The 26,194-nt window shown below is 71.8% G+C and carries 24 protein-coding genes and 1 pseudogene; 13 read left to right on the top strand and 12 right to left on the bottom strand.

What is annotated here, in order from left to right:
* Nucleotides 1-4: 4 nt before the first annotated feature.
* The 8 genes and pseudogenes from AB0C73_RS33785 to AB0C73_RS33750 form a co-directional block, all read right to left on the bottom strand.
* Nucleotides 5-2,389 (bottom strand): hypothetical protein, encoded by a 2,385-nt coding sequence (locus AB0C73_RS33785; RefSeq protein WP_362537360.1) that lies wholly within the window; start codon nucleotides 2,387-2,389, stop codon nucleotides 5-7.
* Nucleotides 2,390-2,523: 134 nt separating this feature from the next.
* On the bottom strand, nucleotides 2,524-2,724 hold the full coding sequence (locus AB0C73_RS33780) for a hypothetical protein (protein ID WP_362537358.1): 201 nt from the start codon (nucleotides 2,722-2,724) through the stop codon (nucleotides 2,524-2,526).
* Between the two features lie 3 nt (nucleotides 2,725-2,727).
* Nucleotides 2,728-3,243: a hypothetical protein gene (locus AB0C73_RS33775; RefSeq protein WP_362537356.1), complete on the bottom strand. Its 516-nt coding sequence runs from the start codon at nucleotides 3,241-3,243 to the stop codon at nucleotides 2,728-2,730.
* Nucleotides 3,244-3,518: 275 nt separating this feature from the next.
* On the bottom strand, nucleotides 3,519-5,846 hold the full coding sequence (locus AB0C73_RS33770; RefSeq protein ID WP_362537354.1) for a DUF2637 domain-containing protein: 2,328 nt from the start codon (nucleotides 5,844-5,846) through the stop codon (nucleotides 3,519-3,521).
* Nucleotides 5,847-5,997: 151 nt separating this feature from the next.
* On the bottom strand, nucleotides 5,998-6,375 hold the full coding sequence (locus AB0C73_RS33765; RefSeq protein WP_362537352.1) for a hypothetical protein: 378 nt from the start codon (nucleotides 6,373-6,375) through the stop codon (nucleotides 5,998-6,000).
* A 236-nt stretch (nucleotides 6,376-6,611) separates the two neighbouring features.
* A pseudogene (locus AB0C73_RS33760) lies at nucleotides 6,612-6,842 on the bottom strand (DUF5999 family protein); the annotation flags it as partial.
* A gap of 239 nt (nucleotides 6,843-7,081) precedes the next feature.
* Nucleotides 7,082-7,348 (bottom strand): WhiB family transcriptional regulator, encoded by a 267-nt coding sequence (locus AB0C73_RS33755; protein ID WP_362537350.1) that lies wholly within the window; start codon nucleotides 7,346-7,348, stop codon nucleotides 7,082-7,084.
* A gap of 238 nt (nucleotides 7,349-7,586) precedes the next feature.
* Nucleotides 7,587-8,195, bottom strand: a complete 609-nt coding sequence (locus AB0C73_RS33750) for a hypothetical protein (RefSeq protein ID WP_362537348.1) — start codon at nucleotides 8,193-8,195, stop codon at nucleotides 7,587-7,589.
* 388 nt (nucleotides 8,196-8,583) lie between these two features.
* Between AB0C73_RS33750 and AB0C73_RS33745 the strand changes: the two genes are divergently transcribed.
* From AB0C73_RS33745 to AB0C73_RS33710, 8 genes are all read left to right on the top strand, one after another.
* A complete protein-coding gene (locus AB0C73_RS33745) occupies nucleotides 8,584-8,931 on the top strand; it encodes a GntR family transcriptional regulator (protein ID WP_362537346.1) in 348 nt (115 codons plus the stop codon).
* Nucleotides 8,932-9,132: 201 nt separating this feature from the next.
* Nucleotides 9,133-10,302, top strand: a complete 1,170-nt coding sequence (locus AB0C73_RS33740; RefSeq protein ID WP_362537344.1) for an XRE family transcriptional regulator — start codon at nucleotides 9,133-9,135, stop codon at nucleotides 10,300-10,302.
* A 5-nt stretch (nucleotides 10,303-10,307) separates the two neighbouring features.
* The gene (locus AB0C73_RS33735) at nucleotides 10,308-10,883 is read left to right on the top strand and encodes an isochorismatase family cysteine hydrolase (RefSeq protein ID WP_362537434.1); all 576 of its coding nucleotides are present in this window, start codon (nucleotides 10,308-10,310) and stop codon (nucleotides 10,881-10,883) included.
* Nucleotides 10,880-11,791, top strand: coding sequence for an FAD-dependent oxidoreductase (locus tag AB0C73_RS33730; RefSeq protein WP_362537342.1), 912 nt, complete (start codon nucleotides 10,880-10,882; stop codon nucleotides 11,789-11,791). The genes AB0C73_RS33735 and AB0C73_RS33730 overlap by 4 nt, the downstream gene beginning before the upstream one ends.
* 1,153 nt (nucleotides 11,792-12,944) lie before the next feature.
* Nucleotides 12,945-14,429 carry a helix-turn-helix domain-containing protein gene (locus AB0C73_RS33725; protein ID WP_362537340.1) on the top strand — a complete coding sequence of 495 codons (1,485 nt, stop codon included), beginning with the start codon at nucleotides 12,945-12,947 and terminating at the stop codon, nucleotides 14,427-14,429.
* Between the two features lie 9 nt (nucleotides 14,430-14,438).
* Nucleotides 14,439-15,341 carry a DciA family protein gene (locus tag AB0C73_RS33720; RefSeq protein WP_362537339.1) on the top strand — a complete coding sequence of 301 codons (903 nt, stop codon included), beginning with the start codon at nucleotides 14,439-14,441 and terminating at the stop codon, nucleotides 15,339-15,341.
* A gap of 110 nt (nucleotides 15,342-15,451) precedes the next feature.
* The gene (locus AB0C73_RS33715) at nucleotides 15,452-17,689 is read left to right on the top strand and encodes a helix-turn-helix domain-containing protein (protein ID WP_362537337.1); all 2,238 of its coding nucleotides are present in this window, start codon (nucleotides 15,452-15,454) and stop codon (nucleotides 17,687-17,689) included.
* A gap of 15 nt (nucleotides 17,690-17,704) precedes the next feature.
* Complete coding sequence (locus tag AB0C73_RS33710; RefSeq protein WP_362537335.1) at nucleotides 17,705-18,268, top strand: XRE family transcriptional regulator; 564 nt, start codon at nucleotides 17,705-17,707, stop codon at nucleotides 18,266-18,268.
* A 152-nt stretch (nucleotides 18,269-18,420) separates the two neighbouring features.
* Here the strand turns inward: AB0C73_RS33710 and AB0C73_RS33705 are convergent, their stop codons facing one another.
* Nucleotides 18,421-19,935, bottom strand: a complete 1,515-nt coding sequence (locus AB0C73_RS33705) for a hypothetical protein (RefSeq protein WP_362537333.1) — start codon at nucleotides 19,933-19,935, stop codon at nucleotides 18,421-18,423.
* A 92-nt stretch (nucleotides 19,936-20,027) separates the two neighbouring features.
* A complete protein-coding gene (locus AB0C73_RS33700; RefSeq protein WP_362537331.1) occupies nucleotides 20,028-20,558 on the bottom strand; it encodes a DUF6233 domain-containing protein in 531 nt (176 codons plus the stop codon).
* Nucleotides 20,559-20,650: 92 nt separating this feature from the next.
* On the opposite strand from AB0C73_RS33700, the gene AB0C73_RS33695 reads away from it, so the two are divergent.
* From AB0C73_RS33695 to AB0C73_RS33675, 5 genes are all read left to right on the top strand, one after another.
* A complete protein-coding gene (locus AB0C73_RS33695) occupies nucleotides 20,651-21,241 on the top strand; it encodes a terminal protein (RefSeq protein WP_362537329.1) in 591 nt (196 codons plus the stop codon).
* Between the two features lie 105 nt (nucleotides 21,242-21,346).
* Entirely contained in the window at nucleotides 21,347-22,117 is a 771-nt protein-coding gene (locus AB0C73_RS33690; RefSeq protein ID WP_362537327.1) for a hypothetical protein, read from the top strand.
* 295 nt (nucleotides 22,118-22,412) lie between these two features.
* On the top strand, nucleotides 22,413-22,646 hold the full coding sequence (locus AB0C73_RS33685) for a hypothetical protein (protein ID WP_351583139.1): 234 nt from the start codon (nucleotides 22,413-22,415) through the stop codon (nucleotides 22,644-22,646).
* Entirely contained in the window at nucleotides 22,646-22,918 is a 273-nt protein-coding gene (locus tag AB0C73_RS33680; protein ID WP_351583142.1) for a hypothetical protein, read from the top strand. Before AB0C73_RS33685 ends, AB0C73_RS33680 begins: the two co-directional genes overlap by 1 nt.
* Nucleotides 22,919-23,822: 904 nt before the next feature.
* Entirely contained in the window at nucleotides 23,823-23,984 is a 162-nt protein-coding gene (locus AB0C73_RS33675; RefSeq protein WP_362537324.1) for a hypothetical protein, read from the top strand.
* Nucleotides 23,985-24,306: 322 nt separating this feature from the next.
* On the opposite strand, the gene AB0C73_RS33670 is transcribed toward AB0C73_RS33675, so the two are convergent.
* Both AB0C73_RS33670 and AB0C73_RS33665 read right to left on the bottom strand, forming a co-directional pair.
* Nucleotides 24,307-24,723 carry a helix-turn-helix domain-containing protein gene (locus AB0C73_RS33670; RefSeq protein WP_042809017.1) on the bottom strand — a complete coding sequence of 139 codons (417 nt, stop codon included), beginning with the start codon at nucleotides 24,721-24,723 and terminating at the stop codon, nucleotides 24,307-24,309.
* A 59-nt stretch (nucleotides 24,724-24,782) separates the two neighbouring features.
* Nucleotides 24,783-25,403, bottom strand: coding sequence for a hypothetical protein (locus AB0C73_RS33665; protein WP_362537322.1), 621 nt, complete (start codon nucleotides 25,401-25,403; stop codon nucleotides 24,783-24,785).
* Between the last annotated feature and the right edge of the window lie 791 nt (nucleotides 25,404-26,194).

Raw genomic sequence — 26,194 nt, 5'->3', positions numbered from 1 at the left:
TCTCCTATTCGACGTGGTAGTCGCGCTCGGCGGGGGCGGCGTGTCCGGCGTCGCGGACGGCGTCGGCGAGCGGCTTGTGGCGGCGCTCGGCGTTCTCACCCGCAGAGGCGATGGCCTCGGAGGCGGCGGGCAGCTTCGCGGCCAGGGCCTCGGCCTTCGCCTTCACGCTGACGGCCTTCTCGGCGAGGATCAGGACCCAGCCCTCCAGGACGCCGGGCACCTTGAGGTCCACGATCTTCTCGTGCAGGGCCTCCAGCCGCGTCATCATCTTCTCGCAGCCCTCGGCCGCGGCGATGGCCTCGTCGACGCCCGCCATGATCTCCTCGGCCATGTCGGCGTCGGACTCGATGACGTCGTAGATCGTCAGGTCGCTGTCCGCGTACTGGGTGTTCGGTGCCTTCGTCGGGACGGGCACGGTCACTACGGTTCCTCCCTTTCTTGCTGCGGGAATCGCTGCGGCGGGGGTCCCGGCCCGGCGGCGCGCCTCACGCTGGCGCGCCTCCCAGACCTGGCCGCCGGCCTGTTCGACGGTGATGGTCGTGCCCTGGGCGTAGCCCCAGCCCGGGGGCGGGCCGAACCCTCCGGCCGATGCCGGGTCCGGGCCGGCCGTCGTGGCCGAGCTGGTGGAGCTGGACGGGTCCGGCTCCGGCTTCCCGGAGCGGCGCGCGCCCGCCCGCTCCCACCAGCCGCGCACCGAACGGCGCCGGTCGCCCTTCTTCTTGGAGGCCGGGCCGGTCGGCGTCGGCCTGGTCGTGCCCGTGCTGCCGGTGGGACCGGCGGACGGGCCCGGTCCGGGCTTCCGCGGCTTCTTGGTGAGCTTGACCTTCTTGCGCAGGTTCACCTTCGACGTCGGCGTCGGCGTCGTTCCGGCGGGTGCGCCCGGCCCCGGCTTCCGGGGCTTCTTGGTGAGCCGGACCTTCTTGCGCAGGTTCACCTTCGGGGCCGTACCGGCCGCGGTGGTGGGGGGCTTGGGCTTCTTCGTGAGGCTGATCTTCGGCGTCGCCGTGCCGGCCGTTGTGGTCGTGCTGGGCTTGGGCTTCTTGGTCAGGTCCACCTTCGGAGCCGCCGCCGGGGCTGCCGGATCGGGCTTGGGCTTCTTGCCGTTGAGGATCCGGCCGACCGCCCGGTGCCGCAGCGCGCCCCGGATCGTCGTGGGTGTCGCCGCCGCTCCCGCGCCGGTGGTCCCCTTGGGCTTCTTCGTCAGATCGACCTTCGGGGCCGCCGGATCGGGCTTCGGCTTCTTGCCGTTGAGGATCCGGCCGACCGTGCGGTGGCGCAGCGCGCCCCGGATCGTCGCCGGGGTCGCCGACGATCCCGAGCCCTTGGTGAGGTCGACCGGCTTGCGGCCGGTCGGCGTCCAGGAGCCGGTGGTGATCCGGTCGGCGACCCGGGCCCGCGCCGCGTCCCGGACCTTGGGGCCGCTGTCCGGCTTGGCCTTGCTCGTCGTCTCCTTGCTGTCCTTGCCCTTGCCGTCCGTGGGGGTCGGGGTCTTGGGCTTGGGGCCGTTGCGGACGCGGTCGGCGGCACGGTCGCGGACGGCGTCCCGGATTCCCGGGGTGCGCGTCGGCGTCGGCGTCGGGGTCTTCGGCTTGGGGCCGTTGCGGACCCGGTCAGCCGCGCGGTCGCGGACGGCTCCGGAGAGGCCGCCGGAGTTGTTCCTCGTGCCGGTTGTCGGGGCCTTTCCGCCCCCACTTCCAGGCTTTCCGCCGCCCTTTGACCCGGAGGTCTCCAGGGCGCCCTTGCGGCCTCCGCCGCCGCCTCCGCGCCCGCCGGTGCCCAGCGAGGGCGTACGGCCGCCAGAGGCCCCGCCAGGGCCCTTGCTGGGCGTCTTGGATCCGGAGCCGCCCGGCAACTTGGAGCCGCTGGAGGAACGGAACGCGGCAGGCGGGGAATTCTTTCCGGAGCTATTCCGGCCGCCTCCGCCACCTGACGTGCGAGTGCTGCGCCCGAATTCCGGACCGGCCTGCAATCGGCCTTTCTGGCGGGCCGCTTCCACTCCGATCGCGGCTTTGTCGGCCGCCGCCTGCTGCTTATCCGCAATGGCCCGGTGGTGTTCGTGGCGGGCTTTCAGATAAGCGGCGGCATTCCATGCACCGCGCATTGCGGCGACGGTAATACCGGCCATCATCACCACCGACATGGCAGCGATTCCCTGCCCCTGCGGACTGTCCGGGATTCCGGGGTCCGCGTGCGCGGCCGTGGTGTCACCGCCTCCGCCGACGTCGGAATTTCCGGCGACCAGCAGGGAGGGCGGGGGCGCCAGGGTGGGCAGGGCGGTCAGGGTGGGGGTGTCGGCCCCGGGGGCCGGCGGGGCGCTGCCCACCGGACCCGGGATCGTGAGCCCGCCGGGGAAGCCGAGGACGGTCCCCCCGGCGTCGTCGTCGGCCATCGGCCGTCTCCATTCGATCAGTCACTCCGGGTCACGGATCCGGGGGGCCTCACGCGCGCGTATAGGCGCGCATGTTGAGCCCCCCGGATTCACGGGGTGAAGCGGTGATGATGAGCTGTGATGAGCGCGGAGCGTTACGGCGAGGTGGGCCGGCCCTGCTGCTCCGTGGTCCAGCGCTGGAGCAGCACGACCAGGTCGGCCCATGCCTTGTCGTCGGTGCCCGCCAGGAGGCGGGCGAGGTCCCACAGCGCGGTGGCCCGCGTCTTGTTCGTGGTGGTCTCCGCCAGGCGCTTGTTCCAGCGCGCCGTCTGACCCTTGGAAAGGTGCGGGGCCATGTATCAGGCCCTCTTTTCCAGGTAGTCCAGGAAGTTTCCCTTACCGCCTTCCGTGCCGGTCTTCTGCGCGACGCCCTTCCCGTCGCCGGTCGGCTCGACCAGGGCGCTGCTGAGGCCGTTGAGGTGCCCGGCGGTGTTGACCGCGCGGGCAGTGGCCAGGCCCTTCTTGTTGGCCTTCTCCAGCTCCTTCTTCTCCGCCTTCTCCTCACGCCTGGCGGGCAGTTCGACGTAGCGCCGCTGGAATTCGGCGTCGAGCTTTCCAGCGTGGTTCACGGCGGCCCGCAGGTCCTTTTCGAGCTGCGCCAGCGGGCGGGAGGCGAGATAGGCCCGGATTCGGGCCTCGAAGGGCTTGTCCCCGTCGAACTTGAGGTTCTCCAGGTCGGCCCGGTACTCGCCGAGCAGGGCCCTGACCTCGTCGGCCATCTGCCGCAGCCGCTCGCGCTGCTGGGCGGCGTAGACGGCCGTGCCGCCGGGCTTCATCAGGTGGTCCGAGGTCCACCGGTTGCTGTTCTCGGGCATGGCAGAAGACCTCCAGGTCTCGGGGTGGGGAGGGGGAAGGGGTTCATGGGTCCGTGTCCCCGAGGCGTGCGTGCGGGGCCGGGTGGTGCTCGGGTTCGGCGGGCGGTCCGCGCCGCGCTCGGGGCGGGTGCGGACCGCGGGCCTGCCGGCCGTGGCCGTCACCGGTCCGCGCTCACGCTCGGGGGGAGCGTGGGCGCGGACCGGGGGCGACCATGAGCGGCAGGTGCGGTGAGCGCCGATGGGCGCTCGGGTGGGGCGGTGAGCGCGGTGGGCGCTCAGACGCCCGCCGGGACGCTCGCCCCGGCGCTCGCGCTCGCGCTCGCCGGGGCGCTCGGGGTGCCCTCCTCGACCTGCTCGCGCAGGCGCTGGGCGGTCGGGCGGGAGACCGGCTCGTCGGACAGACCCGCTTCGGTGAGCGCGTCGCGGATCTCCGTCCACTGCGGACGGCGCCCGAGCTCGGTGTAGAGGAGTCGGATCCTTTCGTGGCGGCGCTCGGTGAGCGCGTCGCGCTCGCTGTGGGTTCGGCCGCCCTCCGCTCGGTGAGCGTCCTCGTCCTCCACGGGGCGCTCACCTTCGTGAGCGCCTGCGGTGAGCGCCGGGCGCTCGCGCTCGCCCTCCCCGTTGCCCGGGGTGAGCGCGCTCACCTCGGGGTGAGCGCCGCCCGGTTCCGGGTGAGCGTCGGCGCTCGCGTCCGCGCGCTCGACGGTGTGAGCGTCCTCGGGGGTGAGCGTGTCGGCGAGCGCAGCGGGCGCCGAGCCGAGCTTGAGCGCCATCCGCTGCTCCAGCGGAGCCTTCCAACGCCACAGCCACCCGTACTCCTCGCGCAGCCGCGCTCGCAGCCAGGTATCCCGCTGGAGGCGGGTGAGCGCCTTCTCGTAGGAGGTGATCTCCCACAGGATCATCCGGCGGCGAAGCCGGGCGGTGGCAGCCGGAGCGAGCAGCCAGCGGCTGCGCCGGACCGTCTCCATCCGCACCTTGCCGGTGACCGCGCCGATCTTCGTGGCGTACACGTGCGAGGCGATCTCGGAGAAGACCACCCACAGCAGCGTGAGGGCGGCGTGCCCGATACGGCCGCCGGCGGTGCTGGACGCCTGCCAGTTCAGGTAGACCGTCACCGCCGTCAGCGCGCGGGGCACCCAGCGGATCCAGCGGAGCTCCATGCCCATCCGGATCAGGATCAAGTTGGCGCCGGTGAACGCCGGGATGGCGACGTCGATGCCGACGGGCAGCAGCCACGGCCAGTCCCAGCCCCAGCTGGTGGCCTTGGTCTCCAGTGCGGTGTAGGAGGAGAGCAGGCCGAGGGTGGAGACGACCGCGGCCGCCAGGACGATCCCGACGACCAGGAGCAGCTCCTGCCCGGACAGCGGCGGGACACCGCCGGCGGGCCGTGCCTCGTCACGGGCCTTGCGCCGCTTGGCGCGGGACTCCGCCCGGATCTCCCGGCGCCGCGCCCGGCGCACGGTCCGCTGCGTCGCGGCCTCGAGGATCCGCTCGGCCTCGGCCAGGGCCAGCGCGGCGGCGGCCTGGTCGGCCGTGGCCTTCGCCTCCGCCTCCCGGGCCGTCTTCGCGTCCGTCTCGGCCTGCTCGCGCAGCCGCACGACGTCCTTGTCGGTGGCGGCCCGCAGCTCCTCGGCGCCCTTGCGGGCGTCGTCCAGGGCACGCTCAGCGTCGCCCCGGAGGCCGGCCGCCAGCTTCTCCGCACCGGACCGCACCTGCGCGGCCTGCTCGTCCGCGCTCCGGCGCGTCCGCTCCGCGTCGGCACGGGCCCGCTCCAGGACCTCCTCAGCGTCCTTGGCCGCGCGCGTCCGGGTGTCGGCGGCGGTGCGCTCGGCCTCGGCCAGGAGCTCGGTGCGCTTCTCCGTCGCGTCGGCGAGGATCTGCGCTGCTTCCCGGCCGGCCTTCGTACGGGCCTGCTCGGCGTCGGCGGCGGCCGACGTCAGGGCGTCCTGCGCCCGGCGGTTCGCGTCGGCCAGGACCTCCTCGACCTTCCGGGACGCGGCCGTGGTGAAGACCTCCGCTTCGCCTCGCGCGTCGGCGAGCAGCTGCTCGGCAGCCGCCTCGGCGTCGGTGCGGACCTGCTGGGCGTCGTCGGCCGCAGAGGTCGCAGCGTCCTCGCGGAGCCGGTCGGCGGCCACGGTGGCCTCGGCCAGGAGCTCGTCGGCCTTGCCGCTGGCCTCGGTGGTGAGGGCCTCGGCCGTGGCCCGGGCGTCGGCGAGCAGCTGCTCCGCCGTGGTCTCGGCGTCCGTGCGGGCCTGGTCGGCGGCCGTGGCAGCGTCGGCCAGGAGGCGGGACCGCTCGGCGGTGGCCTCCTCGGTGAGGGTGGCCGCCTCCGAGCGGGCGCCGTCCAGCAGTTCGGCGGCGCGGGCCTCGCCGTCGGCGACGATCCGGGCGGCGTCGGCGTCGGCCTGGGCGCGGAGGTCGGCGGCGCGGTCGGCGGCGTCGGCCAAGACCGGGTCGGCCTCCTCGTGCACCAGCGGCACCGTGTTCTCGGCGGCCGGGACGGTCGCCTGGTCCGGGACAGCGACCACGGGCGGGCGGGCGGCGGGGGTGCGGGGCTGCCGCTTGGGCTGGGCGCGGCGGCGGGCAGCGTTCTTGGTGGCCACGGGGGATGTCCTCTCGTACGTTCCGGCGCCTCCGTGAGGAAGGGCACCGCGGGGGCAGCGTCGGTCGGTAGGGTCAGGACCAGGTCCTCCGAGGCCCCGGCAGCTCAAATGCCGGGGACTCGGGGGACCGTTGTGCTGCGGGGGCTGGTGGTCAGTCGCCGGCGGGGAGCTCCGGGCGGCGGTTGGCCGTCCGGTGCTGCTGGGTGAGCCAGGCCATCGCGGCCGCCGTCATCTCGTCCGCCGCGCCCTCGGCGTTCAGCGGGGCGGTGTCGATGTCGCGCATCGCGTCGGCCGGCGGCAGCAGCCGCATGTACTCGCCCATCGCGTCGTTGATCAAGCCGCCCTGCACGGGCAGCAGGGCATAGCGGGTTCCGCCGGAGACGTAGGTGACGACCCTGCTGACCCGGCAGACGAACGTGTGGTTCGCCTCGCCGCGCCAGAACCGCTCCGGGTCGCGGTAGAGCACGAAGTCGTCGCGCTGGTAGGAGACCTTGCCCTTGGCGGTCGTGGGCTCGGAGTAGGCGTGCATACGGGCTCCCTCGGTGAGTGGTCCGGACTGTCCGGCTCCCAGTCACCGCCCGACCCGGCCGCCGGGAGTCGGCGGGCCGGTGCGGGCGGATCAGGCAGCTGTCAGGCCGACCACGCGGTGCCGGACGCCGCCGCGTGGAACACGGCCGCGCTCGTCTTCCCGCTGCGCGCCGTGCCGCCGATGAGCGGGTGGCTGTCCGCGAGCCGGAGCGGCAGGGCGGTGTCCACGGCGTCGGTGGGACGGTGCGGGGCGACGATCCGGCCGTCGGGGAGCAGCTCGCCGGTGTCGTCGAAGACGATCAGGGCGTTGCAGAGGAGGTTCCAGCCCTGTTCCGGGTGGGCGGCCACGACGCGGGCGGCCTCGCGGTCCGGGCTGTCGGCCGTCGGGCAGGTCGGGTTGTGGGTGCAGAGCGATTCCGGCAGCCGGGTGGTGGCGGCGGTCGTCGCGGTGTCGGTGCTGGTACGCATGGGCTCTCCTGCGGGGATGCGGGCCCGAGAGTCTCCCGGGCGGGAGGCGTGCGAAAGGCCGGCTGCCCGTCTGGCGGGCGACCGGCCTGGTGGAGCAGCGCGGTGCGGGATCGGAGTTGGGTGTCCGTCCCGCACCGCGGTCAGTCGTACGGGGCCTCAGCCGTGCAGGCGCCGGCCGAGGTCGTGGTCCTCGTTCGTGCGGCGGAGGTTGTCCTCCAGGCGCTTCTGGTCGGCCTCGCTCATGCCGCCGGCGCCTTCGCGTTCCGGGCCCGGTTGCGGGCGGCGCGGCGCTTCATCGCCCGCCGCTCGTCCTCGGACAGGCCGCCCCAGACGCCGTCGTCCTGGCCGGACTCCAGCGCCCACTGGAGGCACTGCTCCATGACCGGGCAGCGGCGGCAGACGGCCTTGGCCTCCTCGATCTGGAGGAGCGCCGGGCCGGTGTTGCCGATGGGGAAGAAGAGCTCAGGGTCTTCCTCGCGGCAGACCGCGTTGTGTCGCCAGTCCATCCCGGTCACCGCCCTTCGCGAACGCGGCGGAGGGCCTCGTCCATGATCGGGTCGGAGTCGCTGTCGTTCCGTGCGATGCTGGTGGGCATCAGGTCTCCAAGCGGGTCCTGGACAGCCCCGGAGGGTCTCAAGTCACCGGGGCTGTCGTGCTGTTCAGGCTGTTCGTACGAGCAGCCGCGGCCCCGTCCATCCCGAGCGATCGAGATGGACGGGGCCGCGGTCGTTCGTGCGGGGTTGGTCAGCTCGCGCGGCGCTCGGGGTGCAGCGTCTTGAGCGGCACCGGCGGCGCTCCCAGCGGCGCGGCACCGGCGGGCAGCTGCGCGCGGCGGGTGTCGGCGTCGCGGACCGCGGACTCGGTCGCCGCCCACTGTTCCTTGCGCTGGAGCCACAGGGCCCGGTCGTTGATGCGCTCGTCATCCGCCGGCGCCTGCTTCTGCGCGGCGATCTGGCTGACGGCCGGGGCGACCGCGACCTTCGGCTTGCGCCGCACGGTGGTCTTGCGGCGGTGGCCGGTCTCCGCGTGACCGTCCTCCAGGCGCTCGGCCCACTTTCGGACCGTGACATCGACCGTGATCAGACGGTTGCTGCCCGGGCGGCAGCGGACGGCGGCGTCCTTGCCCGCGCGGCCGGTGTCGTGCGGCACGAGCTTGGTCGTCTTGTTGCCGAGGCCGGTGATCGGCACCCACGTCTCGCAGTCGGGGCAGACCAGCGAGGCGCAGGCGGGGCGCAGGTCGTACTGGTGGGGCCTGAGGGCGGAGAGGGCCAGCGCCGGGCGGGCGTTGACAGTGCGGGAGCGGGTCCGGCTCCGGCGGGGGCGGGCGGTGCGCTCAACGGTGGAAGCAGACATCTGGACTCCTCGTGGAGGGAGTGGCAGGGGGCGCGTCGCGAATGCGTTCTCTGCCCGCCGGGCCGCACGGCACGAGGCCGGCGTCCCGTAGGACAGACAGCGCACAGCGCTGCGACGTGCACGCAGTGGTCGCGGCCGTCTAGCTCCGGAGGAGTTCTGGTGCTCTCACGCCCTCCGGTTCCCAGCAAGCTGGGGGAGGACTACTCCGGCCGACCCCGAAGGGCGGACGACTACTGCGGTCTTGCGGTGGTGCGGTCCTACGTCTTCACCGTCGGCGCCGAGGCGACCAACTGTGTCGACGTGGATAACCTAACCAGTACACTCGCTACCGTGTCAACCAGGTTGGGCAGGCTATCTATTCGAGCGAGGTGGCTCTACGATGTGGCTCATGACGGACGAGGCCATGCAACCCTTCGAGCGCATTGCGCAGGACGTACGCGAACAGGTTCGACTCAGGCAGCTCAAGCCCGGCGACAAACTGCAGAGCACCAGGGAGTTGGCAAGCAAGTACGCCGTCGCGCCCGGAACGGTGCAGCGCGCCTTCGCCGAGCTCCGAAAGGACGGAGTCATCTACTCCCACACCGGGCGCGGGAGCTTCATTCGCGAGAACGCCCTCGATGCGCTTGCCGACCCGACTGCGCAGACCATCAGGCGACTCGAGGAGCAGGTCGCCGATCTGACTGCGCGACTCGAACGTGTCGAGCGGAACCAGAGCAGCGGTTCGGCTCAGTCCTGAGCCCGACCACGACGCCGTACTGCCTCGTTCTCCTGTAGTGGCAACCACGGTGTCCCCCGTTCGTCATCGGCATCACTTCGACGGAGATCAGCTTCGGGGTCGCGGGCGTCTCGGCGAGATGTCCCGGCGTGGAAGGGGTGTAGCAATAGCGTCGCAACAGGGCTCTTCCTGCCTGGCAACAGAGCTTCATAGGGGTGTGTAGTGATCGCAGTTGAGCAGTGGACAGGTGAGGAGGCACTGCTGTTGCGATCGGTAATGCGCGCGTCGGTGCGGGGGTTCGCCGACCATCTCGGGATCAGCCCTCGGACGGTTTCGCACTGGCAGCGGAACCGGACCAGCGTGTGCCGTCCGCAGATGGCGCAGATCCTCGATACGGCGCTGAACCAGTGCACCCCCGAGGAGCAGGAGGCGTTTCGCCTGCGCCTGGCGGCCCTCCACGGCACCACCGTCGCGGCCGCGGCCGTCGATACCCCGCAGCCGACGCCTTGCACCGTCGTCTCCCACAAGTTCCTGCCAGCCTACGTGGGCGAGCAGATCGCCCCCCTGTACGCCGCCGGCGCTCCCGCGCTCTCTGGCCCGGGGGGCTTAGAGCGAAGGACGCTTCCGGCCGGGCACCGCTCGGCCCAGTCGTCGGCGGTCCACGTCTACGGGTGCGGCGTCGCCGTCGTGCACCTGGAAGAGCACCACCGCGTCGAATCGCTGACCGATCTGGCGGTGTGGCGATACCGCACCTATCTGCAGGAACCCGACTGGGCGGGCAAGCAGATCACGCAGCTCATGAAGCTCCACGCGGCCGAGGAAGCGCCTACTCACGAGGTGCCCGCGCCGCAGTACGTGCTGTCGGTCTACGAGCTCCGCGAAAACTCGTGGGTGGGCGCGGGTCTGGACACCGCATTGCAGCTCCTGGCCACGCCCTCTGTCCTGGTCAACCGCCAGGACCCGGAGAACGTCGTCTCGCTCGGGCCGGACATCGAGGCCGCCAAGTTCCGCGAGGGCTGGATGCACCCCGAAGCTCTCTCCTTCGGTGGCAACGTCTCCCAGGGTGTCGCCGGCTGGTCCGGAGTCTCCTACCACCCTCAGCCGGACGAGCGCGCCCTCACGACGAGCCAGATCGTCGCTCTGGAGCTGGACGTCCAGGCGTTGTGGGCGCTCTCTTCCCACGTCCTGCACACCGTCGAAGACGGCCACGACCCGGTGATGCCACCCGAGTACGGCTGGCGATTTCTGCGGAGTGCCTACACACGCCTCACAACCGCGCGTCCCACTGAGACGGCTCAGCACCGCGTGATGCGCGAAGCGATTCTGACCACGAGCGAGCTCCCTGACCGGCTGCGAGCCGCTCAGGACGCCCTCCGAGACAGCAACCCCTGATGGCCATGGGAAAGGTGAACGCGTTGGATCCGCGATCGACAGCGCTGCTGGTTATCGACGTACAGCAGGGCTTCGTCAACGAGCACAGCCGCGACGTTGTCCCGACGGTCGTACGGCTGGTGGAGGGCTGGCGGGCCGCCGGCGGTCCGGTGGTCTTCACGCGGTTTCACAACGCGCCGGGCTCGCCGTACGAGACGATTTCCGGTTGGAAGCGGCTGCGCACCGCCGAGGAGCAGGCGTTCGTAAAAGACCTGGCTCCCTTCATCGACGGCTCGGCCCTGGTCGTCGACAAGTCCCAGGCGTCCGTCTTCACGCCCGAGGGGTCGCAGCTCATCCGGGATGCTGGCTGGAGCGACCTGGTGCTGTGCGGCATCGACACCGACGCCTGCGTGTACGACTCCGCCACGGCTGCCTACCAACGGGGCTACCGGCCGTGGGTCGTCACCGACGCGTGTGCCTCCAGCGGCGGCTCCCAGTACCACGAGGCCGCTCTGCTGCTCGCGGCCCGGAACCTGGGCGCCGATCAGCTCATCACCAGCGAAGTCGCTCTGTCTCGTATCAGCGGTGGGGGGATCCAGTGAGTACACCTTCGTTCGACGCCGACGTCCTGGTCGTCGGGGCCGGCCCCGCTGGCGTAGCGGCCGCCCTGATGGCCACCAGCCTCAACATGAAGGTCCTCGTCGTGGAGGCCGACAACGTCGGCGGCAAGCTCCAGACCATCGGCGCTCTGGAGAACGTCTCCGGCAACTGGACGACCGGCCCCCAGCTGGCCGAGGCCCTGGCCGCGGACCTGTCCCGCCTCGAGCAGGCCGGTCGGTGCTCGCTGGTCCGATCTCGCGCCGTGGGGGTCAAGGGGCACTCCGACCGAGCGGAAGTCCTCCTCGCGGACGCCCAGGTGCTCACCGCGCAGGCGGTCGTGGTCGGCACGGGCGTGACCGCGATGACGCCCGCCGACACCGACTGGATCAGCGCCGCCTCTTCGCTGTCCACGCCTCCGCTGTGGCGTGCGCGGCCCGAGCAGGTCGGTCCACGGACCTACGTGCTCGGAGGTGACAGGCCGCTCGGCACCTGGCTGCGAGCTCACCCTCAGTCCTCCGCAACGCTCCATGTCCTCGCCCCGCCGGCGGACGACTACAAGCTGGCTGAGGTGTCAGAGGACGATCGAGTCCGGGTAGTTCCCGTTTCCCACGTCGCCGTTTCGCATGCGCGTCACGGGACCGACTTCATCGTGGAAGTCGAGAACCGCAGTGGAAAGCTCAGCAGCTACGTCGCAACGGCGGTGCTGAGTAATCTCGGTAATCGGCCGGCGGCTCTCGAAGGGCTCGCGGCGGACGAGAACGGATACTGCCCGCCGGAAATGCAGCACCCCCGGATCTTCATCGCCGGGGATCTGCGTTCGGGGCGGTTCCAGCGCATCGCCACGGCGCAGGGTTCAGGAGCCGAAGCGGCCCTGGCGTACTACTACTCCACCGCGCTTGAGCGGGTCTGACGAAGAGGCTGACGTGGCTACGCCGATACTGACCATCCCGCAGGCCGAGCAGGCTTCCGCTCGGTTCCCCTCCGGATGGCTCGGCATTCCGGGTGCCATGCGAATTCGGCCCGCAGCTCTGTCCGGTTGTACGGCTAGGCTGTGCGCAGATGTGATCCATAACGACGAGAACCCCGGGACCGGGCATGGTCCACGGGGCCTCGAACGGGGCGAACAGCCTCGTTGGGCGAGCCACCTGATTGGAGGTGATCGCGGGATGAAGGCTACCCCGCAAGCTGGAACTCCACGCGGAGCTGCGCCGTTTGACCTTCGCGATCACGCCGTCGGGCGCGCTTTCAGGTATGCCGACGCCGGCCTCGGATTGAAGGGGGTCGGGGTGACTTAGCGCCACCGGCCGCGCGCGCCAATGGGTGGAGTGGCATCCACCTGGCCCCGCGCGGCCCGTCTCGCCGATCGGATTTCGCACCGTATCGGCTGCCCAGTCTCCGGTTCGCACCCGGTTCTGGGCTCCAGCTCATCGAGCTGGATCTCTCCTGTAGTACCCCGCCTTGGCAGGCGGGTCACCGGTCCGCTTGGCAGCGGGCCACCCGGCTCGGCAGGTGCCCCTTTGGCAGGGGGCCTCTGTCGGCTACCGCGTCACCTCGGGCTTCGGCGGTCTTGGCAGGCCGTCGGGCTCGGGGCTCCGTCCATATAGAGCGTCGGCCGTGCTCGGGTCCCTTGGCAGGGGCCTGGTCGCGGTCGGGGCGATCCATATGAAGGTTGGTGTCCCCGCCATAGTGCACGAGATCGGTATCTTCTGTCAGCTCGGCCTTGTCCGATTCGGCCTGATTCGAGCTGCCCACACTTCCCGCGTGACGGGATCGACTGTCCCTGTTTGCCCTGTTCGCGGCATTAATCACGAAGATTCTTGGGGTCGGAGTGTCACACGGACCCCGGTCCGCGACACCTATACCCAGAGGGGGGCCCATGTCCTCCTGACGGCGCCCGCGGCCGGGGTGCTCCACAGCTCCGTCCCGCAGGGCGGGACGCGTCCGCAGATTTCTGCCCGCCGGGCGGGAGGGAACCGGGTCTCCTCCGGTTCCCGGACTCTGTCCACAGGCTGTCTGCGCCAGGCTGCCGAGATGATCTCTTTCTCGTCCGTCCGGGCGGGCCGGTGAGCGCCGTGGCGGCGCCGGCCGCCGTGCTGATTCCTGCCCCGCGTCCGTCGGCCGACGACGTCGCGGTCTCTGTGCTGCCCGCGACGCTGTACGTGCCGGAGGCGTCCCAGTGGCTTTCGACGACGTCGGGCCGGGTCGCGCTGGACGGCTACTCGTGGATGCAGGCGGTCCACTGGGTCGCCGGGGCGGGGCTGTACGAGCCGCGCCGCTACCGGTCGCACGGGCCGCGCTCGTTCGGGCCGACGACGGTGCGCGTCGCCCAGCTGCTCGCGGAGCTGTTCCCATGCCGTCCGGGGATCGAGTATCTGGTGCGGCGTACCGGGCTGTCGGAGCGGTCGGTGGAGTACCACCTGGGGATGCTGCGGGAGGCCGGGCTGCTCGCGTACGTCGTGCGGGGCACCCGGGTCCGCGGTGAGGCGCCGCAGGCGTCGGAGTTCGCGCGGATGGTCCCGCTCGAGTTCGACGTCGCGCTGGGCATCCGGACGGCCGGTGAGGGCACCGGGCGGCGGATGACCGGGATCGCGGAGGCGGGCCGGGAGCTGATGGCGAAGCTGGCGAAGAAGGCCGGCCGGAAGGTGCGTCGGCCGCGGGCGAAGACGTCGGCGAAGGCCCTCGTGAAGGGGTCCGTGGAGGGGTCCGGCGAGGCCGTTTCGGCGGCTGTTTCGGCGGGCGGCCGTTGCACCCCAATGGAGGGTGGTCCTACTGGTACTTCTTCTGCGGCATCTACTTCCCTTCCCCCTGAGAGCAAGCTCGCCAGCGGGAAGAGCGATTGCCCCACCCCGAAGAAGTCCAAGGCGAAGGCCGGCGGCCGGAAGCTGAACCGGGTCGGTCGTCGCTACCAGCTGGCCCGGGAGCTGACGCAGGAGCTGGACTGGCTCCGCGGCTGCTCGGTCCCCCGGATCGCCTGGGTCGCCCGGCAGGTTGCCGATGCCGGATGGTCGGTGACCGAGGTGAAGGGCTGGCTGCACCTGCGCGGCGAGACGGGCCGGGTCCACCGTGGCTCCGGGCTGCTGGCCGTCCTGCTGGCCGGGGCCGAGAAGGTCCTGGACACCCCCGCCAAGCGTGCGGACGCCGTGGAGCAGTGGCGCGGGGCCCAGGAGGCCGCCCGTCGTCACCGGATCCAGCAGGTGCGGGCTCGGGCCGAGCGGTTCGACGGCGACTGGGACGCCCCGACCAGCCGTGCTGTCCAGCGGCAGGTCAACGAGGCGTTCGCCGCTGCGTTCCGCCCGGCGGTCGCGCCGGAGGCCGAGGCCCTGCCGGACGTGTCCGCCGTGGCTGGCCTGGAGGCCGCAGAGGTGGCGCAGGCCCGCACGGAGGCCCGGCAGAAGCTGATGCTGGGCGACTCCTCGCTGATCACCCTGGCGGTCGACGCCATGGGCCGCGAGGCCGCGGAAGAGCTGTACGGCGCCGCCCTGGTGCGCCGTGGGCTGCAGCTGGCGAGCGGCGCCCGCAGCTCGCTGATGACGTACGGACGCCGGTAGGAGGCCGAGATGACCGAGACCACCATGACCACCCCGACCGAGCAGTCCACCGGCGACGACCTGGAACTGTCCGGCATCGACCTGGCCCGAGTCGCGCTGCACCAGGCCCGCGAGGCCGCCAAGAAGCGCGGCGCGACGGAATCCCGCACACCGCGCCGCCGCCGGGCCCGGGCCGTGCAGCGCGACGCGCGGGAACCGTCCGGGTTCGGCGCCGTGCTCCAGGGCCTGATGGCCGACCGGGCCTGGGACCTCCCGGCCGCCGGCGGCACCGTGCTGGACCGGTGGCCGGACATCGCGGCCGCCGTCGCGCCGCAACTGCCCGACCACGTCCAGGCCGTGGCCTTCCACCCCGAGACCGGACAGCTGGACCTGCGCCCCAACTCCCCTGCCTACGCCACCCAGCTGCGCCTGATCAGCGCACGGATCGTGGCCGAGGCGAACCGCGCGGTCGGCGCGACCGCGGTGCGCACCGTGCGGGTCCTGCCCGTCGGCGGAGTGCCCGCGCCCCGGACCAACCCCCAGGCCCCGGTCCCGGCCTCGGTCGCGGCGGCGCCGGAGGCCGTGCCGGTGGAGGTGAAGACGCGCGAGATGGCGTCGCCGGGCTTTCACCGGGCGCTCGCCGCGCACCAGGCCGTCGCGCCCGTGAGCCGCGTGGACCCGGCGATCGCGGAGGCGGTGGAGCGGCAGGCGCGGGCGATGCGGGAGCTCCGGCTCCGTGCGTTCCCCGAGCCGGAGCCAGTGGCCGACGACCAGCCGGCTCCGCTCGACCAGGCCCGCACCGAGCGCCGTCGCCAGGCCGAGGTCTCCCACGCCGCTGCCCTGCTCGTGGCCCGTGCGGAGCGCGCGGCGCGGGCGGCCGGGACGGTGGCCGCGGTGCCGCCGCAGCGGGTGCCGCTGCGGACGTCAGCGTGAAACGTCGCCTCCCTCGAAAGAGGCCCCGCACGCCGTTCGTACGCATTTCGTACGGTCGATGTACGCCATACGTACGTTTCATGGGGTAGAGTGGAGTCAGGAGGTGTTCCATGTCCGAGTTGTTCGACGCGGTCGACGCCCTGATCGCGTCCCGCGCCACGCTCCCGCCGCCGGCCGAGCGCAAGCGGCTGCGCACCGCACACGGCCTGACGATCGACGAGGTGGCCACCGCGCTGCAGGTGCGCCGGGCCACGGTCAGCGGCTGGGAGTCCGGCAAGACCGAGCCCCGCCCGCCGGAGCGCGACGCGTACGCCCGGCTGCTCAAGCAGCTCGCCGCGCTCTACCCCGCGCCCGAGGAGCCGGCCGCCCCGGTGCCCGCCACGTTCACCGGCCCGCCCGCCCCGGCCGAAGCGCCGACTCTGTCCACAGGCCCGGCCCCCGAGGCTGCGGCCATGACTTCAACCGAGAACACCCAGACCCCCGCCCCTGCCGCTCCCGTCGCCGCTGCGGCCCCGGCCGAGGCCCGCCCGGCGCCCGCCGCCAGGACGTCGGCGACGTCGCGCCGCCCGGCGGCGAAGAAGGCCGCCCCGCCGAACACCCCGGCGGGCGGCACCGACCCGCGGTTCGAGAACGGCCCGCTCGCGGTCGTCGACGTCGAGGACGGGAAGGTGCTGGCGTACTGCACCGGCGGCCTGGTCCTGGACGTGCCCGCCAAGTCCCTGCCGTCCCTGGTGGACTGGACCCTCAAGGAGGCCCGGCTCGGGCAGCCCAAGTTCGTCGGCCCCGGCAAGGACGCCGACCCGCTGATCGTCCTCACCGAGGCCGCCCTGGAGCGCTACGGCCTCCCGGCCACCCTCACGGAGGAGGAGCGGTCCGCCGGACGCATCCCGGAAGGCCACAAGGTCATCAAGCAGCTGACCCGCGCCGACTGGCAGCTCACCAAGCGCGGATTCGGCCCCTGGGCCCGGATCTACCGGCCCGCCAAGGGATCCGACCGCCAGTGCGTCCAGCTGTGCATCCCCTCGTGGAACGCGCTGGACACCCGCCACTGGGGCACGGCCGGACAGCTGGCGCCGGCGGAACTCGCCCGGCTCCTGGGCGTGTACGCATCCCGGGTGATGACGCCGCGAGGCTCCACCGCCGTCACCGGCCTGGAGCTGATGACCGCCCTGCACCCGCCGACCTACGCCGTGCGGGACGAGGAGACCGGCGCCCTGCGCCAGGCCGACGAGAAGACCCCCGGCTCGCTGGGCAAGGACCCGGTGGACTGCGCGCCGTGCGAGGCCCCCGACGGGCACCCGCTGCTCAAGGACCTGGGCCGCTTCCACGTCCGCGGCCCCGGCGAGCGGCTCTTCGAGGAGGCGTACGACTGGGCCCGGCCCATGACCGACGACGAGTGCACCCTGCGCCACCTCGTCGGCCTGGACGTCAACATGGCCTTCGCCGCGGGCGCCAACGGGCTGCCCGTCGGCCTGGGCGCGCCCACGCACGTCAAGAACCCGGTCTTCGACCCGAAGCTGCCCGGCTCCTGGCTGGTGGACCTGAGCCACGTCGACCTGTCGAAGGTGAAAGTCGGCAAGGAGTGGGTGCAGCTGGACAGCTCGCTGCTGCCCTCCCCGTTCACGCCGAAGGGCGACCGTCCGACGGGGCCGGCCTGGTACGCGACGCCGACGGTCGCGTACGCGGTCGAGCTCGGCTACGACGTCGCGCCGACCGAGGCGTACGTCCGGTACGACAACGGCCGCTACCTGGACGGCTGGTACAACCGCCTGCGGGACGCCTACCTCGCCACCATGGCCGACCTCGGCGTCGACGCCGACCTGTCGCCGCAGGACTTCCTGACGGCGATGGACGGCTACAAGCAGCGCGACCCGCAGATGGCGATCGTCGCCTCGGCCATCAAGGCGACCGTCAAGGGCGGCCTGGGCAAGCTCCGCGAGCGGCCCCGCGGCGAGGGCTGGCGGCCCGGCGAGCCGTGGCGCGCGCTGTCCCGGCCGACGTGGCGGCCGGACATCCGCGCGGCGGTCATCTCCCGCACACGGATCAACCTGCACCGCAAGATCGTCAAGCACGCGGCGTTCACCGGGCAGTACCCGATCGCGATCCTGTCCGACTGCGTCGTCTACGCCGCGAACGGCACCAGCCCGCTGGACTTCCTGCCCTACCGCGAGGGCAAGCCGCTCCCGGGCGGCTTCAAGCTCGGCATCAACCCGGGCCTGGTCAAGTGGGAGGGCACCCAGAGCGTGCTGTGGGGCGAGGAGGTCCGCGAGCGTCACAACGCGCCGGAGCTCAACCTCGCCCGGTACATCAAGGACGGCAACATCACCGACGACGACAACGGCGAGTAGGGGAGCGGACAGGCGATGGCCAAGGAGTTCGGGGACGGCCTGGACCAGGCGGTGCAGAAGGCGTTCACCCGCCCCGCACCCAAGGGCGCGGGCACGCAGATGCGGTACCTGGTCAAGCAGCTCAAGGCCACCAAGGCGGTCGCCGAGGTGCTCGGGATCTCCCAGCGGCAGGTGGAGCGGTACGTCGCGGGCCAGGCAAAGAAGCCGCGCGCCGACCTCGCCGCGCGCCTGGAGCGTGAGGTGAAGAAGCGCTGGCAGCCGCAGATCAGGGCCAAGGCGAGGGAGAAGGCGGCGACCACCGGCGGCATCGTCATCGACGTCCACGCCCGCCTCGGCTACACCGGGGCCCCGATGGACAGCACGGACGAGGCCCGCGTCCGGCACCTCACCGTCGCCCTGCCCCCGCAGCACGCCGCCCGGCTCTTCGACGCCCAGCAGCAGGGAGCCAACGAGAACACCCTGCGCCAGCTCACCGCCGAAGCCCTCCGCGAGGTGTACTTCCAGGACGGCGGCCGCCGCGCCGGCTCCCTTGAGGAGGTCCAGATCAACGACGTCCTGGACCTCGAGTTCGACCTCTGAGCCAGGCCCCCACACCGAACAGCCCGTGAGCCCCGGACCGATACGGTCCGGGGCTCACGGGCGACTCTTCCCGCCTGATCGGGTTCCGCCTGACGCCCGTCTGCCGCATCACGGACGGCGCTGGTCATGGGCGGCGCTGGGCCGCTGCCAGGCTAGATGACAGCGGCGCTCTGGGCCCGCGGCCGGCGGGGCCGGGCAAACGGGATCGCGGACCAGCCCTGCTCCAGGACGGCGTTGTGCTCCAGGAACTCGTACTGGGGGAACAGTTGGCGCAGGTCCACGGCATCGGCGTCGACGGCCGCGCCGAGGAGGTCGGCCAGGCTGGTGCCGGTGATGGTGACCGCCTGCTCCAGTTCGGCGATGGCGGTGACCATCACGGGGATCTTGGTCTCGGGCAGGTGTTCGCGTTGTGCGGGGGTGTTGATCTGGTGGAACGGCTCTGCGGTCACCACCATCCCGATCATCCGGCGGTCGGTCGGGATGCCGGCGAGCTCCGGGTGGTTGCCGGAACGGAGGAGGTCCACCGACCGGTTGATCTGCTCGAACCCCTTGTTGATCGGCGTGCCGCGGAGGAGGGCGGCGAAGTCCGGTCCGCCGAACCTCAGCTGCTCGCTCGGGCGGGTCGACTTCACCTCGATCAGCAGGACCAGGTCGGGGAAGACGACGAAGAAGTCGACCGTCTTCCTGCTCTCCTTCTTGGAGATCTTGACCAGGGTCTCCGGCTGAACCTTGGCGTCGGTCAGCAGGTCGAGGTGGCGGCCGACGTAGCGCTCGAAGAGCCTGCCGACGTCGGTGGTGAACGACTGGCCCCACTTGGACATGTTGTCGCCCCCGGTGTAGTAGAGGCCGAGGGGGGACGCCTTGTCCAGTACGGCGGCCGGTACCGGGACGAGGTAGCCGCCCGGGACGCCGCCGACCAGCGGGGTGGACCGGAGCGGGTTGTGACCGTAGCGGCGCCGGAGCGGGTCGTGGTTGGTGGGGAAGGAGACGCGGAGCTTGTTCTTGGTGGTGACAAGGTGCCGGTTCAGCACCGCCTTGATCTCGCTCGGGGAGCGGAGTCCGTCGAACTGGTCGTAGTCCTCGGCGGGGTACCAGTCCACGGCGAACCGGCCGCGGCGGCGCGGGTTCGGGTGGGCGGTGGCGCAGCCCCAGACGAGGTTGGCGATGCCGAGGTAGTCCGCCAGCGAGCAGCCGAGGAGTTTGTCGTCCCAGCCCGGGACGATCACCTCCAAGGGGTCGTCAGAGTCGGCAGGGTAGGGGGTCTGCGACAGCCAGGCGACGGTGCGGCTCAGCTGCGAGTAGTTGTCCTCCTGCCACGGGGCCTGGTGGTGGATCGTCCGCTGGAGGAACCCTTCCCAGCGCTTCATGCCCTCCGGTTCCTGGGTGACGGGGTCGTCGAGGGCCCAGAACAGGTTAAGAATCTCGCTGAGGTCCCGGTCGGTCGCGGGGTGGCGGTTGTCCCGGCCCCGGGCCAGGGAGACCCAGGCGACGTCCAGCAGGGCCCACGGCGCGAGCGGGTTGAAGCCGCGAGGGGCCGGGTTCCGGGCGAACGGGACGGCGGCGCTGTTGACCGCGATCAACCGGGTCAGCGAGTTCGGGTCGTGCCGCAGGACCCGCTCGAAGTACACAGGCTCCGGAACGGGGTAGGAAGGGGGGGTTTGCCACATACCTCGAAGTGTCCGCCTCCGCTGGGCGGGGGCGCGACCGGTTTCCCGTACCGGGCGCCGAAGGCACTCCCGCCGGCCCCGAGGAAGGCCGACTAGTCGTCGCCGCCGAAGCCACGGTCGAAGCCTCGGAGGACCGGGTCGAGTTCGGCCGCGGCCCCGCACAGGGAGCACAGCCGGGTGCCCGGGTGCTGCGCGGCGTCCAGGGCCCGGTCCAGGGTGAGCACCGGCGCCCCGGCCGGGGCCTCCGCGCAGTCGACGGCGTGGACGGTGCCCCGGCCGGGCCCGCGGCCGCCGGCCTTCGCCAGCACCCAGCCGGACGGGCGGCGCGGCCCCAGCTCCCGCTCCACGAGCGAGGGCGGCTCCAGGTACTCCACGGGCACGCCGTCGTACGAGACGCCCTCCAGGGGCCGTACGTGCTGCGGCGCGCGGACCCAGACCCGGTACTCGGCCGGCTCCACCGTGTCCCAGGGGCCGTTGCGGTACGCGGGGATCCCCACCTCGTACAACCAGCCGTCGCGGACCTGCCGCCTGGACCACAGGCGTCCGACGACGTCCTGGTCCCCGGGCAGCAGCACCCGGATGGGGACCGGCACCGGCTCGGAGGCGGAGGAGGACGACGTCATGCCTCCACCGTAGGCGCCGACCCCGACAGCACCCACACTGACCTGCGCGAACGCGTGCTCTGTCCACAGGCCGGGGCCCAGAGCATGCCGGTATGACGAACGACAACGCACAGCAGCCGGCCCCGGGCCGCGGCAAGGTCTTGGAAGCCCTCGCGCAGGCAGAGCGGAAGGTCTTCACCCGGCCCGCGCCGAAGTCTGCAAAGGCCCAGATGAAATTCCTCCTCACGCGCGTGAAGGGCTCGACCAAGGCCCTGGCCGAGCGTCTGGGCGTCTCCCGCCGCACGGTGGAGCGCTACCGCGCCGGAACCCTGACGACCCCGCAGAAGCGGCTCCAGGCCGCCTTGGTGGAGGAGACCGAATCCGAGTGGCAACCGCAGGTCAGGGCCCAGGTCCGCGAACAGGCATCGACCACCAGCGGCATGATGGTGGATGTGGTCGCCTACTTCGGATTCGTCGGCAAGGGCAGCTCGGACGACGGCCGCGAGCGCTCCATCACCACGGACATCTCACCCACCTACGCCAAGCAGATCCTGGAGCTCCAGGCAGCCGGAGCGACGGACGAGGATCTGCATCCGCTCGTCGCGGAGGCCATCACCGAGTCTTATTTCACCGAATGGGGCACCCGGGCCAAGGGCCTGCGTGCAGATTTCACAAACGTTGTGTCGATAGCTTTCCGGTTCTGACCCGGCCGAATTCCGAAGCTGCTATAAACCGTATTCGGCGGGTCGTCGACAACGCTCTGGCGGCGGCCCGCTCCCTGATTCCGGACCACGATTGCGAGGCCGACGATGACCACGCCCTGGCCGCCCCGGCACACCGCCCGCCGTCCGCTCCCCCCGCGCGTCGCCGCGCCCCGCGAGCCGGTCGACCCGGCCCGCATCGGCCGCCGCGTCGTACGGCGCGAGGCGAGGGGCATGGACGCGGGCCTTGTCGCGGTGGCCCTCGAGGAGGCGAGGTTCGAGGCGCGGCAGGCGTCCCGGTACGAGGACCTGGCCGACGACCTCCGTGGCCCGGCGGAGCTCGCGGAGTGGGAGCGCATCGCCGCGCTGCTCTCCGGGGCGCCGGCGGGCACGCGGTACGACCCGGACGTCGACGACGTCGTCCAGGCCGAGCTCGCCGCCGACGCCGCGGCCGCCGCCGCCCGGGAGGCCGAACTGCGCGAAGCCGTCCGGATCGCGGCCCGCGCCAACCACCTCCAGGTGCTGCGCGACCTCGGCACCCTGGACCAGTCCGAGCCGGCCGAAGGCGACGAAGCCGTACGCGACGAGCTCACCCGCCGCGCGGGCGGCTACGTCCAGGCCGACGTCGACGCCTGGCTCGCACACGCCCTGGCCGCGCACCGCGGGCACTACCGCGACCCGGCCGCCCGCGACGCCGCCGCCGGCCTCCTGACCCCGCCGGTCCTCGCCCACGCCGCCCTGCTCGGCGAACTCCTGCGCCTGGTCCCCGACGCCGACGTCGACGAGCTGGCGTTCGTGGCCCGGCTCGCCGCCACCGAGCCCGAGGCCGTCGGCGCGCTCGCCGAGGTCCTCGCCCGCGCCCGCCCCGAGGTCCCCTGACCGGGGACTTCCGGTGTCACGCTCACAGGGCGTGTGCGTGACACCGGCTGTCACGCACACCCCGGGAAGCGTCACGCCGCCTTCAATACGTCCGCGAATGTCCGTTTCGACAACGCTCCGGGGCCATCCAGGCCGGGATCCGCAGGCGGGCGTGACACATAAAAGTTGAAGCCCCGGACGCTGGTGATCCGTACGGAACGTGATCGTGAGCCCGGGTTCGGCCGGAGTGGTCCCGGGCCCCATGGCCCGGCGATACCGTGGTGAGCAACGCCAGTTCTGCCCTCTGGAGCCCTCGATGAGCGAACAGCCGGCCCCCGCCGACACCGCCGCCCGGCGACTGGAGCCCGCGGCCGCCGACGCGGTCCGCGCGTACGCGGCCAAGACCCGCGCCGACGCCGACCGGTTCGCCGCTGTCCTGGAGGACATCGCCACCAACGGCCTGCCCGACCCCGAGCAGTGCACCCCGTGGGAGGAGCTGCGCGAGGCCCACCTCGCCCGCCTCGCCTCCCAGCGCCCGGCCGTCGCCTGATGCCCCCGCAGCACGGCCCCCGCCGCGCCCGGATCGCGTTCTCCGACTCCGCCGCCAAGCAGCTGGAGAACCTGGCCAGCGAGGCGGAGATCCACGCCCTGGACCGCGCCCTGGTCGTCGTCTCCGTCGACCCCGAGGTCGGCGAGCCGATCCCCGGCGACACCGCCGGCCCCCAGCTGCGCGAGTACGCCGACGAGGTCGAGCGCGTGCGCTTGTTGTACTGGGTGACGGCTTTGCGGACCGTGGTCGTGGTCGCCTACCTCGAGGTCTGACCCGCGACGTCCTGGACCAGGCCGACCGCGTGCTGCCGGGCCCGGCCTGGCCTCTCCACGTGTTCGTTGGTTGGTGAGGGATCGGGTCCGCCGGTTGGTGAGGGATCGCTCGCGTACAAGGAAGACCTAAGACTGACTGACCAGGGGACGAGCGCACTCTTCCCACCCGCCGTAGGCGAAGTACCGGAAGTACAGCCGGGCAGTCCTCGCCTCCGGCGGGCTCGCCACCCGCCTTGCACCCATCGCCGCGCCGCTGTCGGCCAAGAGCTCCAGGCCGACGGCGCGCCCTGCAACACGCCCGTGCAACGCACGAGTGCAACAGAGTCCGCGTTGCGGCCATGACCTGCGGCAACACCCCGCACCGCGCGGATCGGGCGTGTGTTGCGCTCCGCGTTGCAGGGCCCCGGCCGGACCGGCCGGAGCGCGTCTTGCACCCCATTGGTAGGTACTACAGGTAGTACCTATGTGCGGGTTGTAGATCTCTCCCCCTGAGAGCGAAGCTCGCTGCGCGGGCACACATCACCCGCCCTCGCCTCAGCAGAGGCCGACCCCGCCGTCCCGGCGCACATGATCCTTCCCGGCGCTGTACGGCCGTCTGCGGCGTTCTGACGCCCTCCGGGCTCCCGAGCGACGATCAAGGCCCCGAAAGGCGCTCACAGCGGCGTACAGCGCTTCGGGCGGCAGGTGAGGCGCCCTGCTCCTCGGCGACGGCTCCGCGACGGGCGCCGGCGCTCTCCTCTCGGTCGCTGCCTCTCGCTGCTCCCGGTCCGAGCTCTGCTCTCAGGGGGGAAGGAGATACAACCCGCACATAGGTACTACAAGTACCTACCTACATTGGGGTGCAAGACGGCCCCGCGCCCCAGTCCGTCCCGGGGCCTCGGCCGCAGTCCGGTGCAGCACGGTCGTGCTGCTCGCTGCTGTCACTGCTGCTCCTGGCGGTGAAGGGTGCAAGGCGCTGCTGCTGCTGCTCGCGCTGCTGCTGACCGGCTGGGTGCAGCAGCTCGGCTCCGAGGGTGCAGCGCAGCATTCGCACGACCCGGGCGGGACACGGCTGCTGCTCGTGTAGCAAGGCCGACCTCACCGGTGCAGCGGGCGACTGCTGCACCGGGGCCGGCTACCGGCTCGCGGCTGCTGCTCCCGACGTGCTGCTCGGCCGGGGCTCGCACAGCCGCTACCTGGGCGCCGGACGAGTTTGTTCTGGAGGAGCAGAACAAACCGGTTCAGCTGGTGCTACCGGAGGCGATCCCGTGTTCGGGCCTGCGCCCGCTGGTTGTTCTGCTCCTCCAGAACAACCCGGTTTAGCTAGTGGTACCGGCTTGATCGCGGGCACGAAGAAGGCGCTGCACCCGGGGGGTGCAGCGCCTGGTGGCTTCGCGGGGCCGGGGCCGTCAGCCGGTGGCGGCGAGGTTGGCGACCTGGGCGGCGTACCGGGCCCGTCGCTGCTCGGTGAAGCGCTCGGGTTCGGCGGCCTTGATCTCCGGAATCGGCATGGGGTAGGCGACCTTGCCGCCGGTCAGCAGTGGGTGGAGCTGGTAGAGGCCGTCTTCGAGGCTCCAGGCGAGTCCGCACTCGCGCAGTTCCTTGAAGCCGCGGTTCACCGTGGGCTTGCTGGCCCCCAGTTCGCGCGCCATCTCGTTCTGGCTGATCGTGGCGGTGCCGCTGTCCGGGTCGCTCAGGTACATCAGCTCGTCCAGGACGCGGCGGCCGGCGGTGGTGATGTCGACCAGGGCCAGGAGGCGGAGCACGGCGCGGGGGATCTCGACGGGCGCCTCTGTGGGAGGGCTGGGGACGTAAGAGCTGCTCACGGAGCCTCACCACTTCCGATCAGGACGACGCTGCAACAACGAGGATATGCCGCGCGGGATCACGCGCTCGCCTTGCGCACGGGCTTCCGCTGGCGGAGCGTGACGACCTTCTCCTTGCGGCGGGCGGCCTCGGTGGCCTTCTTCTCGGCCTCCCGCTCCTGGCGCCACTCGGTGGGGTAGTCGGGGTGCGGGATGATGCAGACGGGGCCCTCGGCGGCGTTCCAGAGCTTCTGCCACTTCTCCTGCTCGCCGGAGGTGCCGGCCACCGTCAGCCACGGGTTCAGCTGGAGGGTGCCGCGCCTGGCGGTGCGCATCCAGCCGATGTGCGTGAAGAACTGGCTGGCCTCGTTCACGGAGGCTGCCGACAGGTTGCAGCGAGCCTGGAGATCACGCTGGTTGGTCTTCACGAAGCCGCGGGGGACCGCTCGGTCCTTGTCGTCGGACCGGTTCGCGTTCTGGAGCGCCATGAGCTTGCACCAGACCTGGAACCAGCTGCCGGGCGCCTTCAGGCTGCCGAGCACGTCCAGGAGCAGCCGGGCGTCCAGGACGTAGCCACTGACCTCGGCGCTCGCGGCGAACTCGCGGCCCTGGATCTTCTCCACGCCCAGGATCAAGCCGCCCTTGCCGTCCGACCGCGCGACCACGCGCTCGCCGGGGCGGACGATCGGCAGCTGTTCCATCAGCACAGTCCTCCAGGGATGATCAACGGTTCGGTGAGCACGGTAGCACTAGGTAAACCGGCTTGTTCTGGAGGGGCAGAACAAACGGTGCCTCACAGTCACCTAACGACCCGTCAGGTCCGGGGTGACTTTGTTCTAGGTTTCCAGAACACTCGGGAGCCGTTTGTTCTGGAAACCTAGAACAAACGGTTTCGCATCGCCGCAGGTCAGAGCCGTTTTCGGCGTGGATCCCTCTTAGGTGTCTTTAGACACCAGCCACCGCCCCAGCCCCCGCTGCCACGCCGCGCACCTCGCGGCAAAAACCGCTGGTCACAACGGGCGTGTCGCCGTCGACACCCACCGGATCGGGGTAGCCGGCCTCTGTGGCTGAGCTCGCTTCGCGTGCGGCGCCGCCCTCGGGTGCGGGTCGGGGACAGCAGCAGCGGCTCTGAGTCTCGGGTGGTACCAGCCGTGACGATCAAAAGCCCGGAAGCGTAGCTGGTCCCGGTGGGCGATTCCGCCGCCCGGCCCTGGGGGCCGCTCGGCTCCGGCACCTCCGCACGCCGGAATTCCGGCTTTCCGATATCCGAGGTACCGTTCTGTGGCTCAGGTCGGGCACTTCCCAATTCGTGATTCCTCGCCTAAGCGGTGGGCTTGATGCGGGCGCTGATGCAGGCTCAAAACCCAAACCGCGTCCGGGTGGTTGGGGGGTGTCTTGTGTTTCCGCCAACGGTACATGCTGCATCAACCCGATGCACCCGCTACACTAGAACCCGACACGAACGAGCGACCCCCACCCCTCCATAGCCAGC

It is taken from the genome of Streptomyces sp. NPDC048623 (genome assembly GCF_040650755.1).
Taxonomy (GTDB): domain Bacteria; phylum Actinomycetota; class Actinomycetes; order Streptomycetales; family Streptomycetaceae; genus Streptomyces.
The sequence above is the reverse complement of the archived record's forward strand: the minus strand, read 5'-3'. Positions and strand labels throughout refer to the sequence as shown.

Coding starts and splice junctions, on each gene's coding strand:
- AB0C73_RS33785 (WP_362537360.1), bottom strand. CDS start 2,389: ATGGCCGACGACGACGCCGGGGGGACCGTCCTCGGCTTCCCCGGCGGG.
- AB0C73_RS33780 (WP_362537358.1), bottom strand. CDS start 2,724: ATGGCCCCGCACCTTTCCAAGGGTCAGACGGCGCGCTGGAACAAGCGC.
- AB0C73_RS33775 (WP_362537356.1), bottom strand. CDS start 3,243: ATGCCCGAGAACAGCAACCGGTGGACCTCGGACCACCTGATGAAGCCC.
- AB0C73_RS33765 (WP_362537352.1), bottom strand. CDS start 6,375: ATGCACGCCTACTCCGAGCCCACGACCGCCAAGGGCAAGGTCTCCTAC.
- AB0C73_RS33755 (WP_362537350.1), bottom strand. CDS start 7,348: ATGGACTGGCGACACAACGCGGTCTGCCGCGAGGAAGACCCTGAGCTC.
- AB0C73_RS33750 (WP_362537348.1), bottom strand. CDS start 8,195: ATGTCTGCTTCCACCGTTGAGCGCACCGCCCGCCCCCGCCGGAGCCGG.
- AB0C73_RS33745 (WP_362537346.1), top strand. CDS start 8,584: ATGACGGACGAGGCCATGCAACCCTTCGAGCGCATTGCGCAGGACGTA.
- AB0C73_RS33735 (WP_362537434.1), top strand. CDS start 10,308: ATGGGAAAGGTGAACGCGTTGGATCCGCGATCGACAGCGCTGCTGGTT.
- AB0C73_RS33720 (WP_362537339.1), top strand. CDS start 14,439: ATGACCGAGACCACCATGACCACCCCGACCGAGCAGTCCACCGGCGAC.
- AB0C73_RS33715 (WP_362537337.1), top strand. CDS start 15,452: ATGTCCGAGTTGTTCGACGCGGTCGACGCCCTGATCGCGTCCCGCGCC.
- AB0C73_RS33710 (WP_362537335.1), top strand. CDS start 17,705: ATGGCCAAGGAGTTCGGGGACGGCCTGGACCAGGCGGTGCAGAAGGCG.
- AB0C73_RS33705 (WP_362537333.1), bottom strand. CDS start 19,935: ATGTGGCAAACCCCCCCTTCCTACCCCGTTCCGGAGCCTGTGTACTTC.
- AB0C73_RS33700 (WP_362537331.1), bottom strand. CDS start 20,558: ATGACGTCGTCCTCCTCCGCCTCCGAGCCGGTGCCGGTCCCCATCCGG.
- AB0C73_RS33695 (WP_362537329.1), top strand. CDS start 20,651: ATGACGAACGACAACGCACAGCAGCCGGCCCCGGGCCGCGGCAAGGTC.
- AB0C73_RS33690 (WP_362537327.1), top strand. CDS start 21,347: ATGACCACGCCCTGGCCGCCCCGGCACACCGCCCGCCGTCCGCTCCCC.
- AB0C73_RS33685 (WP_351583139.1), top strand. CDS start 22,413: ATGAGCGAACAGCCGGCCCCCGCCGACACCGCCGCCCGGCGACTGGAG.
- AB0C73_RS33680 (WP_351583142.1), top strand. CDS start 22,646: ATGCCCCCGCAGCACGGCCCCCGCCGCGCCCGGATCGCGTTCTCCGAC.
- AB0C73_RS33665 (WP_362537322.1), bottom strand. CDS start 25,403: ATGGAACAGCTGCCGATCGTCCGCCCCGGCGAGCGCGTGGTCGCGCGG.